The sequence below is a fragment of the Desulfopila aestuarii DSM 18488 genome (genome assembly GCF_900143695.1).
In the GTDB taxonomy this organism is placed as follows: Bacteria; Desulfobacterota; Desulfobulbia; order Desulfobulbales; family Desulfocapsaceae; genus Desulfopila; species Desulfopila aestuarii.
In genome coordinates this window covers 1-14,497 of the sequence record NZ_FRFE01000024.1, presented here as the reverse complement: position 1 = coordinate 14,497, position 14,497 = coordinate 1, and the positions used below count along the sequence as shown (strand labels likewise).

Annotated in this window: 12 protein-coding genes and 1 pseudogene; 1 reads left to right on the top strand and 12 read right to left on the bottom strand. The window is 50.0% G+C overall.

The window, feature by feature from the left end:
- Positions 1–340: 340 nt before the first annotated feature.
- The 12 genes from BUF15_RS19360 to BUF15_RS19305 form a co-directional block, all read right to left on the bottom strand.
- Positions 341–1,225 (bottom strand): tyrosine-type recombinase/integrase, encoded by an 885-nt coding sequence (locus BUF15_RS19360; protein ID WP_073615367.1) that lies wholly within the window; start codon positions 1,223–1,225, stop codon positions 341–343.
- Positions 1,149–2,264, bottom strand: coding sequence for a tyrosine-type recombinase/integrase (locus tag BUF15_RS19355; RefSeq protein ID WP_073615366.1), 1,116 nt, complete (start codon positions 2,262–2,264; stop codon positions 1,149–1,151). Before BUF15_RS19355 ends, BUF15_RS19360 begins: the two co-directional genes overlap by 77 nt.
- 409 nt (positions 2,265–2,673) lie before the next feature.
- Positions 2,674–3,681, bottom strand: a complete 1,008-nt coding sequence (locus BUF15_RS19350; RefSeq protein ID WP_073615365.1) for a hypothetical protein — start codon at positions 3,679–3,681, stop codon at positions 2,674–2,676.
- A gap of 421 nt (positions 3,682–4,102) precedes the next feature.
- Positions 4,103–4,675, bottom strand: coding sequence for a lipid-binding SYLF domain-containing protein (locus BUF15_RS19345; protein ID WP_073615364.1), 573 nt, complete (start codon positions 4,673–4,675; stop codon positions 4,103–4,105).
- Between the two features lie 182 nt (positions 4,676–4,857).
- Positions 4,858–7,161, bottom strand: coding sequence for a tetratricopeptide repeat protein (locus BUF15_RS19340; RefSeq protein WP_073615363.1), 2,304 nt, complete (start codon positions 7,159–7,161; stop codon positions 4,858–4,860).
- 4 nt (positions 7,162–7,165) lie between these two features.
- Positions 7,166–7,684 (bottom strand): QcrA and Rieske domain-containing protein, encoded by a 519-nt coding sequence (locus BUF15_RS19335; protein ID WP_073615362.1) that lies wholly within the window; start codon positions 7,682–7,684, stop codon positions 7,166–7,168.
- A gap of 4 nt (positions 7,685–7,688) precedes the next feature.
- Positions 7,689–8,975: a cytochrome b N-terminal domain-containing protein gene (locus BUF15_RS19330; RefSeq protein ID WP_159441331.1), complete on the bottom strand. Its 1,287-nt coding sequence runs from the start codon at positions 8,973–8,975 to the stop codon at positions 7,689–7,691.
- A gap of 68 nt (positions 8,976–9,043) precedes the next feature.
- The gene (locus BUF15_RS19325) at positions 9,044–10,243 is read right to left on the bottom strand and encodes an OmpP1/FadL family transporter (RefSeq protein ID WP_084554219.1); all 1,200 of its coding nucleotides are present in this window, start codon (positions 10,241–10,243) and stop codon (positions 9,044–9,046) included.
- Between the two features lie 67 nt (positions 10,244–10,310).
- On the bottom strand, positions 10,311–10,838 hold the full coding sequence (locus tag BUF15_RS26635) for a hypothetical protein (RefSeq protein WP_143170786.1): 528 nt from the start codon (positions 10,836–10,838) through the stop codon (positions 10,311–10,313).
- A 251-nt stretch (positions 10,839–11,089) separates the two neighbouring features.
- A complete protein-coding gene (locus BUF15_RS19315) occupies positions 11,090–12,091 on the bottom strand; it encodes an HAD family hydrolase (RefSeq protein WP_073615360.1) in 1,002 nt (333 codons plus the stop codon).
- 127 nt (positions 12,092–12,218) lie between these two features.
- Complete coding sequence (locus BUF15_RS19310; protein WP_407642631.1) at positions 12,219–13,823, bottom strand: arylsulfatase; 1,605 nt, start codon at positions 13,821–13,823, stop codon at positions 12,219–12,221.
- Positions 13,824–13,854: 31 nt separating this feature from the next.
- Positions 13,855–14,223, bottom strand: a complete 369-nt coding sequence (locus tag BUF15_RS19305; protein WP_327021883.1) for a putative quinol monooxygenase — start codon at positions 14,221–14,223, stop codon at positions 13,855–13,857.
- Between the two features lie 51 nt (positions 14,224–14,274).
- Here BUF15_RS19305 and BUF15_RS19300 point away from each other — a divergent pair.
- Positions 14,275–14,497, top strand: a pseudogene (locus BUF15_RS19300) (IS256 family transposase); the annotation flags it as partial.

Sequence of the window (14,497 nt, the reverse complement as noted above, 5' to 3'; positions counted from 1 at the left end):
TCAAACACTTGGTTAATAGATGTGTTGGCAAGGTCAAGTGCACAATGTCTGCTCCTGATCCTTATTGACTGAAAAAGTAGACAATTATCCCGACTCGGATGCTCAGAAAAAAGGTAAGCTATGCCTTCTCACGACTGAAGTAAAGAGATTCATGGACTCCGCGTAACAAACTCTGTTTTTTCTATTATTGTTAGGTTGTTACATTCTTCATTTTTCTCATATTTGAAAGTAAAAAGTCAAGGTCTACTCCGGCGGTAGCCCGGCCTGTTGTCAGTGCGAGAATGGGCCGCTACTGCATGCTCGTCGGAGCATCTGACAGCTGGCCGGGCGGATTTGATCCTTATCCTTTGAAATACTCATTTTTCATTACTCCATTCATGGCTTTGTAGTAGTCGTGTTGTGCCCTCATGTTGGAAAGCTGGCTGTACCGCATAGTTTGTTCAATTTTGGAGTGCCCTAATAGCTCTTGGATAGTAACGATATCAGCCCCGGCGTTGAGCAATTGGGTTGCCATGGTATGACGCAATTTGTGGCAGGAAAGTGTTACACCGATCTTCTTCGAGTAATACTCGATACGCTTCTGGATACCACGAACTGAAATCGGCTCGCCTTTATGAATACCCTTTTCCACCAAGAAAATTCTTCCCTCCTTGGTCGGCTGTCTTACTTGTAGATAAGCGGCCAGTGCATCTGCGGCATCATTACTGATGTAGGTTGTTCTGTCCTTGGCCCCTTTTCCTCTGAGTACAACAATCTGACTATTCTCATAATCAATGGCATCAAGGCTCAAATTGGCGACCTCGTCAACCCTGAGTCCGCAACGCAGCATGAGCATAAATAAAGCACGATCTCGCTTTTTGGTTATAACCTCAAACAACAAATCGAGTTCGCTCTGTTTTGCATGCCTGGGCAACGGTTTTGGCAGCCGTAATGCCATACCTTTGAGGACAGGATTTTTAATAGATTTACCTTCCTCTTCATGCAGGTAACGGTAAAAACTGCGGATAGCAATCAAACGTTCATTGACAGTCTTAGGAGCCAAGCGCTGCTCCAAGAGGAGATCAAGATAACTCCTGATGTGGACTGAGGTTGCAGACTCCAGTTGTACAGGCAGCCGAACCAGAAAATGCATTAACCGATACAAGTAGCTATTTACGCTTTGAGCGGAGTAGTTTTTTCTTTTCAAATACCCTTTGTAATTGAGTATTGACGCGTCGATGTTCATAGTATCCTCCCTGCTCAATACGGGCGATGGCTTTGAAATACTCATGCTCACGGGTCAAATCCGTTATCTTGGCATAGCGCATGGTCATTTCGATCTCCTGATGACCAAGCAATTGCTGAAGAACTTCCAAGCGCATACCGGCATTCAGCATATCGGTGGCAAAGGTGTGCCGAAGACTGTGTAAGCTATATCCTTTATCCGATAGACCAGCACGATCCAGAATATTTTGCATAACGCTCCAAGCTGTTACATAGCTTATACTTCTCCCTGCTGATCTGCCTGGAAAGAGGGAAGTCGAGTAGCCTGGCCTGATTTTCAGCCATTTTTTCAGTGCCAGTTCTGCATCTTCACTGTAATACACCGCACGTCCCTGAAAGTTCTTCTCTCCCAGGTAGATCATGATCTTTCGCTCAGCTACACTGATATCGGATACCTGAACTTCGAGTAACTCACCAATTCTCATTCCGGTCCGCAGTAAAAGCAAAATCAAAGCCCGATCTCGATCCAAGCGAATAGCACCAAGAAGACGTTGCTGATCCTCAGGAGTGATTGCACGGGGAAGTGCTTCTGGGAGTTTAATACGAATTTTTCGCTCCATGACTGTATCCGGTAAAACATCTTGATCAACCAGGTACTTGATAAAAGCATAGACAATTCTAAGATAATTAACAACGGACTGCGTCTTTTGCCCTCGCTCCTGTTCATATCCTACAAATTGACTGATATCCTGATGAGTCAAAGTGTAGATGTTTGTTTTTTTGCGTTCCAGAAAGTGTAGGAAGTAGAGAATAACACGGCCAGAACTCTGAATGGTCTTTGTTGACAGATCTCTGATGTATTTGTCATACATGTATTCTGCGGCGAGATCTGCTCCAGGCAAGCGACTTGCGATTAATCGTGTACATGAGAGTTGAGCCCAATACCGTTTTTGAAAAGAACGAGGGTTCCCTGGATCAACATGCTGGACTTCGATATGACCACTTGAAAAGAACCCTTGAGCAAAAGCAGTAAACTTGGTCGTAGAGATTACTTCGGTCATAATCGCCTCCTTTTTCTTTTACAGAAAAAACAGAGCGTTAATAACCTTAGTATATCATTTATACGGTTGGAATTTTGTTACGTGGAGTCATGGACAATCTCTCCTCTGAGACTGGATTTTTCCTGTTAGGAATTTTTAAAAGCAGAACTTCCCGGATGTCAGTAGCAGTTTTAAGTTGCAGTGTACAGGGGAGTTATTGAGACTATAACTGAAAAGGTTCATAGCCCACTTTACCCAATGCCATCTCAATCTTCATAAGTGCCAGACAGGACATAGGGACAATGCCAAGGACTGCTAATTATATATGAAACCACGTTCAGCTGTATGCCAGATAATTCAATTCTCCTTACTCATTCACGAACAGGCGATAACCCTGCAGGATGATCCCCAGCAACAAAACAAACAATTATCAGTTAAAAATGTTGGGTATGATTGGCGTAATTACTACACGGATGTTGTACTCCTGCCCTAACTCATCCGGTCGAATGGGCATGTATTGCGCCTCAAGGCCCATTTTGACCGGCAATTTTCCAAAAAATGATGTTTTGTAAACGCCAAGGCCAATCGGAACAGTCCACACCTCGTCACTGTCATTTTCCCAGTCAGCAGTGATGATCGGCGAACCGCCAACCTGCCAGCCGCCGCCTAAATTAAGGAAATAGAAGAGTTGAATATTGGTGAGATTGACATCATCACCAGAACCATTACCACCCGAGCCATAGTCCCACCACTGTTGCACAAGGGAACCAAGAACAAATCTCTTACCGATAAAAGCTGCCGTTGCGGCAGGGCCGGCAGAATACTTGCCACTGCCGATTTCATCCCTGGAGGCCGTCGGAAACTGAAAGGTCGCTCCACCTGCCAAAACCACTTCACCACTACCCCATTTTTTGGTGGGCGTGGCCTTACCCAGCAGAGCGAAATAGCTTATATCGCCAAAACCACTTACACTTTCAAAGGGAACATCAGATGAGTCGAGAGTCCCTGCTGCAATCCGACGAGAAATTTCTTTCTCATCGGGAACATCGGAATTCAACACGATATTGATCGTCGGTCTGTTTACCCAAATCCAGCCGTCTCCGATTACATCCTTCATGGAAATAGGGATTACCGGCTGAAAGGCCCAGTTATTGTAATTTTGGTAATCGTCGGTAATGTCTCCTTTCAGAAAGAAATTATCGAATTGGTTGATAAGCATAATAAAATCGCCACCTAATGGATTAGAAGTTTTTCTGGCGAGATCGGCGGCGCTATCGGATGGTGGACTGCCGCCATCCACTGTAGAGGTGGCTGCCTGAACGGAAGCGGTAAAGGCCGACAGCAGGACGAATGCGAAATTAAATACCTGTTTTAACGTTTGTATTAGGCTTTTACGTATTTCTGACAAACATGATGGTAATTTCCACATTATCTCCATACTATTCTCCATTGCAAAAAGATGCAGATCAGATGAGTCGAACTGTAACACCTCTCCCAGCTGTGAAACCCAGGACCATAACAGTGCCTACTGCGAGTCTTTACCGTTCGAATGGGCTGCCAATCTGGTACTTGACTGTCTTCTGCACTTGCGATCGTACAAAATCACCCATCCCTTATAACATCCCGAATATATAGATATATCTGTTGCGATACTTGTTGCGACCAGGAAAAAAGGTCGTGGGGAATTGCACAAGAAAAGGAGATTTCGATCTCAATGTCCTTGTGCAATATCCAGACAACACAAACTGTTCGTTAAAATGCGTAGCCAATGCTAATACCGTTGATGCCTACACTCACTCGCCAATGGCGATTGAGATCTAGAACACCGCCGATCATCATGTGATATTCGTTCACACCGCTCAATTATCTGGATTGATCCTGGTGATCTTCGAACCCTGGATACCAATCCCTGCCATCAAGCCTTTCTGGCCGAAAATGAAGGCATAGACATCGTCCTTGCCTGTCGTGGTCGTCAGGCTTTTCGCCATCCCCTCATCCATGACAACGATAGAGGGCCCTACACCGAGTTCCCAACCTTCAGATTTCGAAAGGTATTGCAGAGCACTGTCCGTCATCAGAAACATGGCATAGCCAAATGACTGGGCTCCGGCCTGCAACCCGTAGGATGCTGCCACACTGTTGTAGTAACCGGCATTTTTGCCGTTAATAAGAAGCGCTCCTTGACCGTATTGACCACCAACGATCAAACCGGCTTTCACCATATCGGGAAAGACCAGAACCCCTTTCGATACTTTCGAAATTTTTACCGCCGCCGGGGATTGGGAGTAAAGTTGTTCCAGAGCCACCTTGACTTCCCGGTCGATTTCCTGAGCGCTGGCTGCCAAGGCCTGTTTGCTGGCCACAGACAGGCTGACCATGATCAAAAAGATAAAGAGTCCTGCCAAATACTTTCGAGATCGTTGCCGTGCCATATTCACTCTCCTCTAAATTGTTGAATTACCCTTCCTTTCAAAACTTCTCAGCATTGCATTACAATTACACGTCCCGGCTCACATTTCGTCCTGTTCCACAACGAGACAGGAGCGGCAGGATGTTGAATAACTGATTGATCGCACTCAGGTTATTTTGATCATATGATCCCTCCCGCCCGGTCTTATTGGGTCGTATTGACATATTCAAGTATCTTTGCTGCTGTCGGATCACCTGGGGAATGCTGGAGAAATCGATTTGCCAATTCCCGCGTGCGGTCTTTCATGCCAAAATTGAGATAGAGCTGGGTCAGTGCCTCAAAGTAGCTGGTGTTGGCAGGTTCCCCGGCCAGGCATTGAAGGAGTTGCGTTTCAGCTTGCGGCCACTGGCTGAGTTTGAGGAGAACCAGGGCATAATTGTATCTTGCCCTCCCGAAAGTGGGCATGCCGTCTACGGCATGTTTCAGAGAGGTGGCTGCTTCCTGGTAGCGCTCCATTTCTGCCAACAGCAGCCCGAGTGAGTACTGGACATTATAGAGCTCGGGATGATCGGCAATCACCTCCCTGAAGAGGTGAACCGCTTCATCATTTTCGCCTTTTCGGTTCAGTACCCTGGCGAGATTGACCTTGGCCGGGAAGAATGCGGCGTCAATGGCAATTGCCTCGCGATACAGAGCGATCGCTTTCTCATCCTGCCCCATGGCCGATTCGAGATTTCCAAGATTGTACCGCTGCGGGGCAAAATCACTATTGTACAGCATTGCTTGGCGGTATTCTGCCAACGCCTCTGAAAATGCCTGGCGATTTTCCTGTCGCAGCATGTCTGGCGGGAGAGTGGTAAGCGCCATGGCGGCTTCCTTTCTTACTGCCTTGACCCGATCATAGAGCTTTGGCTCAACCAGTCGTTTTTTTGCGTCAGGGTCCAGATAGAGGAGATTGCGAATTGCGGTGTAGCGCAGGAGGGCATCCGGGCTTTCCAGAGCGGTAGTAAATATCGGTGTATTTTTCTCTGCCCCGTAATCACTCAATAGGCTGAGAGCAGTTGATCGTACTATGACTGGTTGCAGAGTATCCTGAGCCAGCTTAACCAATAGAGGTTCTGCATCGGGAAGATGCTGTCGACCGGCGGCAAGAATTTCCCCGTAGTGTGGTTTACGTGCTGTTCCGTACCAGGCTGTATATTTTTCATTTATCCAGGCGAGGTCCTTGTCCTGATGACATGACGATGCCATGCAGCTGTTGGGGACACCGATTTTGGCCGTAAGGTCGGGCCGCGGAATTCTCAGGCTATGGTCAGGTCGATAATCCGCTCCCATATAGGTGCGCCCAGGCATGTGGCATTTCACACATAAATACCCCTGGCTCGGTTTTCCCTCATGCTCCCGTTTATGAAAATGATGGGTCGGCGTATCATAGTCACTGGCCTTGTGACACTGTAGGCAGAGATCATTGCCATCCAGATATCTCTTCAAGCTGTGTACGTCATGGCAGTCGCTGCACCGTACGCCGTGTTGATACATTTTGGATTGGACAAAGGAGCCATAGACGTACACTTCGTCAAGAATCTGGCCATCCGGATAATAGAGACCATCCTCGATTAGGGAAGGCACCATGGTATCGAGCAGTTCACCAGGAGTATGGTTGTTGTCGCCCAGTTGAAATCTTCGTGAATGGCATGGAGCACAAACCGCGACCTGCTGAACGTTATTCGTGCCGGCGGTTTGCACCTGTAGTCCGAAATTCCCAAGTGAATCACGAGCCAACTCTGGTTTTTCCGCCCAGGCAACATGCCTGGAACCGGCTCCGTGGCACGCTTCACAACCGACATTAATCTCAAACCACCTGGTATCGTATGAGTTTGTTGTGATATTGAAGCGTTTTTCCAGCTGTGTTGAGTGGCATTCAGCGCACATGCTATTCCACGTCTGTCCTGCCCTTGTCCAGTGCAGCCAGTCATCAGGGCCCTTTACCTCATAGGGCGGTAGCCGATACCATTGCTTGTCTTTCGAGTTCCAGGCAATATTGAGGCATTGTAAACGCCCGCCGGGAAAGGGCACCAGGTACTGCTGCAGTGGGTAGGCGCCAAAGGTATGGGTAATCGCAAATATCCCCGGCTTCCCATCCGGCCCTTCGGTTTCTACGTAATATTTTTCTTCTTTTTGGAAAAAACGGCTTTCCACTCCTGAATAGGGGTCGCGATACACTACATCGGCAAAGTCACCAAGTACCGTTTGTGCATTGGCTTCCGCCATGGCCAGATCGTGGTACGATCCCTGCCATTTGCCAAGAGCCTGCTGATGACATGTACCGCATTTCTGGCTGCCGACGAATTGCAGGGGCGGCGAATCCAGGCGTTTAGCGTGACGTTCCGGGCGCATAAGATAGATAAACGGTGAAACCAGAAGTGCAATAAACGCTGTAAGGGCAACCAACTCCAGCAACCTCACCTCTCCACCACCCTCACCAGTCCTAGGGGATTGCCTTGACATGTCCTCAAACCCCTGCTGTCTGGGAGGAGGAAAAACCGCTTCGCCCAACGGATGTTGTTATGTTTACCATGATCACGCCATTCTCAATTCTCACCCGGTAATAGTCGAGCGGCCGGGTTGCCGGTGGTCTGGTCGCCAACCCTTGTCGATCAAAGGTCGACCCATGGCACGGGCAGACAAACGCCTGTTTCTCGTAATTCCACGGCAGGGCGCATCCTAGATGCGTACAGACTCTGGACAACGCAATGAATCTGCCATCTTCCAACCGGCTGAGGTAGAACTGGCCCTGAGCTATTGCCTTGACCTGACCCGGTTTAAACTGGTCGACGGTTCCCGCATCGATGATCCTGTCCTGGGTCCTTTCTTTGCCGCGCTTGCCAGAAGCGTTGAATATCGAAAAACCAAGCCAGCCGACTTCAACGGCAGCCAGGGTAAGACAGGCGGTCCACAGCCATTGCAGAAATGACCGGCGCGGACGCGAATGGGGACAGTTGCACGACTTGTATTGCTTGGTACTCTCCATCTTTCTACTCCAGAAAGGGAACGACCAGGGCCATTCCTTCACCCCGGAACCAGCAGCCGATTATCGTCAGGCTCACTATCGTTCCGGTCAAAAATACCATCACCGCCATTGTTCCTTCAGCCCGGCTGCAGCCTGTATACCTCCTGAAAAACGCGTACCAGCCGGTAAGAAGCGCGCCATAGACCAGAAGTGGCAACACTCCGCGAGTCAGCCAGGGATGATCGGGCATGGTTGAGTTGAGAGATAGCATGGAGTCGATACACACCGTTATGGTGGTGCAGGCGGCTCCAATTACCAGCGACCAGGCGGCCACATGGTGGCCGCGCGTGCCACCGAACCAGACCCCGCCCGGGAGAACCGCATTATTTATATACGGTATAGACGCCAGCACACAGAACGTCAGGACCGGGATGAGACACGTGACAAATGCCGGGTGGAGGTGGAGCAGGAGTTCCTGCAATCCCATAAAATACCAGGCCGCCTTGACCGGATTCGGACTGTTTCCCGGAGTAGCCGGCTCACCGAGCGGGGCATCGAATATTGCCGAGAATACCGCAAGAAGAGATAGTAGGGTCAACCCGACCGCAAATTCACGAAAGACAAGGTGCGGCATGGCGTCTACCATCTTTATGGGGCCTTCACCCTGAGGCCGTTGAATAAGTCCACCTGCCTTGCGGATAAGCCAGAAGTGATACACCAGCAGCAGCCAGAGGAGAACCGGCAGGATACCAACGTGAATCGCAAAGAAGTTCGTGAGGGTGACCGGACCAACATCCACGCCCCCCCTCAGAGTGGTAACCAGCCATGAACCGCAAAGCGGCACATAGGAAAGCATTGAGGTGAAAATGGTGACCGCCCAATAGGCAAGCTGGTCATTCGGTAACAGGTAGCCGGTAAAGTTGGCACCAAGGACCAGACCGAATACAAGCACCCCCACCACCCAGTTTATTCCCCGGCGGCCGGTCAGGGCGCCGGTCAAAAAGACGCGCAGCATATGCAGGAAACAGACAATCACCAGCAGGTTTCCCGACCAATAGTGGATGTTGCGCATGAACCCGGCCAGGTTTCCCTGGTCGTACATCTGCAGCACGGACTCGTAGGCCCCATCCATTCGGGGAACATAGCTGAGTAATTGAAACACGCCGGTAAAGGTGAGGGCCAAGCAGAGCGTCGCCGCCATGCCCCCAAGACCAAGGCTGAGAGAAAAACGGATCGTTTCTTCCGGCACCCTGCGGGGATGGAGGTGGAGAAGAAAACTTGGCCTGGCGGTCCTCACCCTGCCTTTCTCCATGTTTGTTGTCCTGTCTTCAAGCATTACATACATACACGATGTGTGTTCCTAAGCTTTGCCACTATCACCTAAAAACGATAATTGTAGTGGATCGTGAAAAAGTACATCTGCGGATCGTCATAGGCTCCCGCCAATACGGCAGGTGAAGCCACCTCGGCATCTTCGATAGTCAAATACTCTACCGCTGCTCCCAGGGAAGAATTGTCGTTGAGCTGATGCATCACACCGGTGCCGAAACGCCACGCTCCGCCTGTCGGGATGAACAAGGAAGTGTTGTCCTGATCATCATACATGCTACTGTCGTAGGCGATGCCAAAATTCATATGAGTGTCGGTGGTTACCCTATATTGCACTCCTGCTGCACCATGCCAGGTATCCTGCACCTCAAGGTTCGAGGACCTGGTAATCCCCCCAACTGTCACTTCAGTTTCGCTCAGCGAAGACCAGTCCTGCCAACCGATATTCATCAGCAGCGACCATTGGGTGTTGAGATCGTGAACCGCGCTGAACATCACCTGCTGAGGGGCACTGACTGCTGCATCTATGGGCAGTGACCATGGAGCATTGGTCAACGGCAGATATCCGTCGGCATCGATATCGAAATCGTAGTCCACCTTGCTGGTGTAGGTGAGCCCGAACCGGGTCGCGCTGGACAGCTCATAGAGGATCCCAAGTTTGACGTTTGGGGCAATATCCGTATCATCCTCTGTATTGCTCTCGCCGCTCAGCTTGTCGCGTTCCAGGGAAAAAATACCGATGTTGATCCCAAGACCGGCGCCAAGCGACCAATGCTCATCGAGCCGATAGGCGATAGAGGGCTGCACGGTCAGCCCCATTAGGGTGGCCTTGGTAGTAAGGTTGTGGCCTGCCCAATTATCGCCATAATCAAGGCTCAGGCCGAAATTACCGTAGAGGGCAACTCCCAGCTTCAGGTCCTCACTGATACTGTGGCTGTAAAATGTGCTCGCCCCCGGCAGCCAGCCGACGACATTGCCGGGCCCACGCAGATTGGGATTATCCAGGTCATAATCGACATCGCCATAGAGCATCTGGGCCCCAACCGTCAACTGATGGTCGTCCAGCCGTGTCATGCCGGCAGGATTACCGGCAATAACCGAAGCATCGCCAGCGCGGGCAGCATTACCGGCATTGGCCAGACCAACGTCCTCGGTGCCTATTTCATAGAGGTAGATACCGCCTGCTTCTGCTCGGGTGAAACATCCGAGGACCAACGTCATCATCAACGGCAATGCCATTCTCGACTTCATTATCTTCTCTTCTCCACAATTCCTGACCTTGAATAAATATGCGAAATGGATTCCCTCTCCCAGGCTCCTAATTCTCGCGGACAAAGACGACCTCAAAAGATTGACTCACAACCGGTTGATAATAAATCCCCGCCAACACATTCTGCGGGGAATGAAACATCAGAGTATAGGTAGCACCTGGATATCCGGTATCATTGAGTTCAATAAATACCTGTGGCGCGTTCTGCTCCATTGTGACTCTGGCTTGTGATACATTTATCGGCCGCGGATTAAAATATGCAGCCTGGAGGTTTCCTCCGGAGTCCACTCCTCCGATTTCAAGCACGTATCCGCCGTCCGGCCGCTGCCACCGGCCAACGAGTTGGTTGAGAACATCCCTGGAAACGGGTTCGGATGGCTGCTCAGTGGAGGTCCGGGCAGCCTCATCTGCAGATGCCGTTCCCGTTCCCGCTCCCGACTCGTGGGTAAACAACCACCCGCCCGCACCAATCATCACCATGCAGACAACAATCAGCACAGCTGGCAGAAACAGCCTGTAATGTGAATTGCCGGTTTTTTGTGGCTTTTTACGTGTATTTTTTTTTTTTGATCCCATGGTTGCACCAATCAATTATAGTTTCATTTCTCAACACACATTCAACTCTCGGACAGGCAGGTACAACACGTTGCTTCGCGAATAGCGTATCGTTTGCCATTACCTTCTCTATGCCGGACAATATCCTCTGTGAGCCTGCATTTTCTCGCCAGGCTATAAGGCCTTCCCGATTCAAGCTCCACCAAGCAACTTCAGCAGGCCCCACAAACACGGGACCTGCTGAAGTACACAAACAAGCAGCAGCCAGGTTTCTATTTAGTCGGTGGATAGATGACCTTCCAATCCTGTTTCATATCAACAACCGTCCAGCCTTTCGCTTGTGCTTCGTCCAGGGCCTTGTCTAGCTTGCCGATATGCGATTTACGATCATAGGCCCACTCCCGCTCTGCATCGGTGTGGTGAACAAGAAGGCCAAAACGGGCACCGGTTCCGGCAGTGGTCCATTCCAGCATCTGCAGATCGCCGTCGGAATTGCCGAAGGCTGCGATAGGGCGGCGACCGATGTGTGAGTTGATACCGATTGGCTTCCCTTCCTTGTCGTCGATAAAGTCGATTTCAGGGAGCCGCATTAGCGCTGGCGTGTCACCCTGCATCACGTATTTGGTCTTGATGCTGCTGCCAACAACCCATTCCGGCGGGATACCGTAGACCTCTTCAGTCCATGGTCTCATGAATTCGATCCCACCACCGGAAACGATGAACGTTTTGAAATCATTGGTTCGCAAAAATGACAGTAATTCGAGCATCGGCTGATACACCATCTCGGTATATAGACGTTTGCTCACTGGATGTCTCGCTTTCCCGATCCACTCTTTTACAATTGCTGCAAAGTCGTCAGTACTCATGCCCGCATGGGTTGCAGCTACAATTTGGAGAATCGCCTTATCGCCACCAGCCAAGGCACCTTTCACGTCCCCTTTGAGCAGCGAGGCAAAAGGTTCCTTGTCCTTCCACTCTGGGTGTTGCGGAGCGAGATCCTTGACTAGATCAAGGGCAAAAAGCAGTTGAAAGTACATGGGCTGCTCAGCCCACAATGTCCCGTCGTTATCGAAGGTGACGATCCGTTGCCCTGGTGGAACGAAGTCCGGAGAGTTCTGGGTGGTGGTCTTAATCACAAAGGCAATGATGGCCTGTTTGGCCTTGCCTTCATTCCAGGATGGTAGAGGATCAACATCCTGGGCAGATGCAACGGCACTGGATCCCAGGGTAAGGACCAGTGCAAGATAAATAAACAGTAAGCGTTTGATATTCATCGACGTGACTCCTTGAGATATTGGTCAGTCTTACCATCTCAAAACAGCGCCCAGCAGTTCTCTTACAGCTGCTGGGCGCTGAATAATGGCCTTTCTTTTATGGCCTCACATATTCCGAAAATACAAATCAGTTGCCTGTAGGCAGGGGAAGACTAATCCCATCTTTTCCTAACTGTTCTCGAACCCATTGAAATTTCTGATAATTGGAAATGGTGATAGGACCGGTGTAGACCTCGCTCTGCAGTTTGCGCGGGGGATGATCCAGATAGGTTTTCATCAGCTTCCTGACTTCTTCATTGATAGTCACGAGGGTCCAGGTTCTCTCCGTATAGTTGTTCATGAATATGTCGTAACGCTCCTGGGGATCCTGCCACAAATCGAAAATCTGGGGTACGGTTGCGACATATTTTTCCGGACCTTTCCAACCGAGATTGGAATCTACTGCGATCCCGCCAGTAGCCTGTCCGTTATCGCCGCGAAGATTGAAGACAGCCTTGTAATTACCGACCCTGGCCGCGCCCGGAGTCAGCTCGTTCTCGGTAAAGTAGAACCAGGATTTTCGTTCAGATTTTCCAGTACCGAAGAGCACCGGTGACATATCGTAGCTGTCAAAAACGATCGGTTTTCCCTCGCGATCTTTCTCTGGCAATGCAATGCCTGCCACGGAAGCGAAAGTGGCCATCAGGTCAAGACCGCCAACAATATCGTGATTCCTGCTGCCAGCCACGATTTTACCAGGCATGACTGCAATTGCAGGTACACGGTTGCCGCCTTCTCGCACCGTCCCCTTGGTGCCACGGAAGGGGGTGTAACCGGCATCGGGATACACGTCCTGCCAGGCGCCATTATCGGTGGAATAAAAGACCAGGGTGTTCTGGTCCAGCCCCAATTCCTTCAGCTTGTCCATGATATGACCGATTCGGGCGTCAAGTTCGACCACGGAATCGGCATATTTACTCTTTGAAAGCGACTTGTGCTCATACTCCGGAGCCGGCATGTTCGGCTGGTGGACCTTCATGAAGTTGACGTTGATAAAAAACGGCTTGCTCGGATCTTTAGCAGCTGTTTCGAGAAATTCGATCGCAGCTTTTTCGACATAACCATCAAAGAAAGGTATTCCAACGACTCCTTTGTCTGGAGTGTCCACATACTGGCCGTTGATCTTGAAGTCTTCCTTGGGTTTCTCACCGGCCTTGCCCGACAATGAGCCTTTTGTCACTTTCTGGAACATAGCCCGCAATTCAGGGTCCATGTCAGGGAACAAGGTCGGATCAGCATAGGTGTAGGCGTTCAGGTGATACAGAACCACATATTTCATCTCATCATAGCCCTGGGCGTTGGGTAAGGCATAATCATCTTCACCCAGATGCCACTTTCCGGTGAAATAGGTCTGGTAGTTGGCCTGTTTGAGAACAGAGGCCAGAGTCCACTCCGCTGCCGGTAAACCGCCTCCCTGTCCCTGGAAGGCCACGGTGGTCATGCCGCTACGGTTGGGAATGCGGCCGGTCTGCATGGCTGCGCGGCCCGGCGTACAGCTCGGCTGGGCATAGAAGGAGAAAAAGGTCATACCGTTGGCAGCCATGTGGTCTATATTGGGTGTAGGCATACCTCGTCCTTCACCGCCACCATACGGGCCAAGGTCACCATAGCCGGTATCATCCGAGACAATAAACAGGATATTCGGCTTGGTGTCGGCAGCGTTTGCCGACACTGTGAACAAGATCAGCGCCATGGAAAAGGCGATGACCCCAAAGATGGCAATTTTAGCAGATGTTCGTCTCATCATTTTGCTCCTCTTGTTGATGCAGAATTTCCAATTGTTCGACCTTCGTCACTGACATTGGGCCAACAACCAGGGTCATGAATTCCGGGGGCGTACACATCAAGCTCCCGGCTCCTCGTAAAACAGTGAAAAGCTCTGAAGCAAACAAAGCCTCTGCACTTTGGTGATTCACCCATTCCTGATACAGTAGGATACTGATCTCGTCCTCGACATCCTGGTAGATACCTGCTCGCAAAAAACCCTTCTTTTTCCTGACCTCCTTGACGATAGAAGTAAGGGTTTGCATGAGCTCTTTGGAGTTATGCTCAAAAGTGGTGTTTGAGGGAGAATTAAAAAAGAAATGACGTATCCTGTTGGAATCAGTTTGCCAAAACAGAATTCCAACAAAAAAGGATACGTCATGATCAACAGTAAAGTTATCACACTGAAAAAGCCAGGAGAGTTTGTCGAAGACCCGCTGACCGAACTGTTACGTATCGGCGCCCGACAACTCATTGCTGATGCGGTTGAGGCTGAATTGCAAGACCTGCTCCAGCATTACGCAGAGCTGAGAAATGAGAAAGGGCACATGCAGGTTGTGCGCAATGGCTATTTGCCTGAAAGAGAAATTCTCACAGGGCTTG

Coding starts and splice junctions, on each gene's coding strand:
- BUF15_RS19340 (WP_073615363.1), bottom strand. CDS start 7,161: ATGTCAAGGCAATCCCCTAGGACTGGTGAGGGTGGTGGAGAGGTGAGG.
- BUF15_RS19355 (WP_073615366.1), bottom strand. CDS start 2,264: ATGACCGAAGTAATCTCTACGACCAAGTTTACTGCTTTTGCTCAAGGG.
- BUF15_RS19345 (WP_073615364.1), bottom strand. CDS start 4,675: ATGGCACGGCAACGATCTCGAAAGTATTTGGCAGGACTCTTTATCTTT.
- BUF15_RS19315 (WP_073615360.1), bottom strand. CDS start 12,091: ATGAATATCAAACGCTTACTGTTTATTTATCTTGCACTGGTCCTTACC.
- BUF15_RS19325 (WP_084554219.1), bottom strand. CDS start 10,243: ATGAAGTCGAGAATGGCATTGCCGTTGATGATGACGTTGGTCCTCGGA.
- BUF15_RS19310 (WP_407642631.1), bottom strand. CDS start 13,823: ATGGCGCTGATCTTGTTCACAGTGTCGGCAAACGCTGCCGACACCAAG.
- BUF15_RS19335 (WP_073615362.1), bottom strand. CDS start 7,684: ATGGAGAGTACCAAGCAATACAAGTCGTGCAACTGTCCCCATTCGCGT.
- BUF15_RS19330 (WP_159441331.1), bottom strand. CDS start 8,975: ATGGAGAAAGGCAGGGTGAGGACCGCCAGGCCAAGTTTTCTTCTCCAC.
- BUF15_RS26635 (WP_143170786.1), bottom strand. CDS start 10,838: ATGGGATCAAAAAAAAAAAATACACGTAAAAAGCCACAAAAAACCGGC.
- BUF15_RS19360 (WP_073615367.1), bottom strand. CDS start 1,225: ATGAACATCGACGCGTCAATACTCAATTACAAAGGGTATTTGAAAAGA.
- BUF15_RS19350 (WP_073615365.1), bottom strand. CDS start 3,681: ATGGAGATAATGTGGAAATTACCATCATGTTTGTCAGAAATACGTAAA.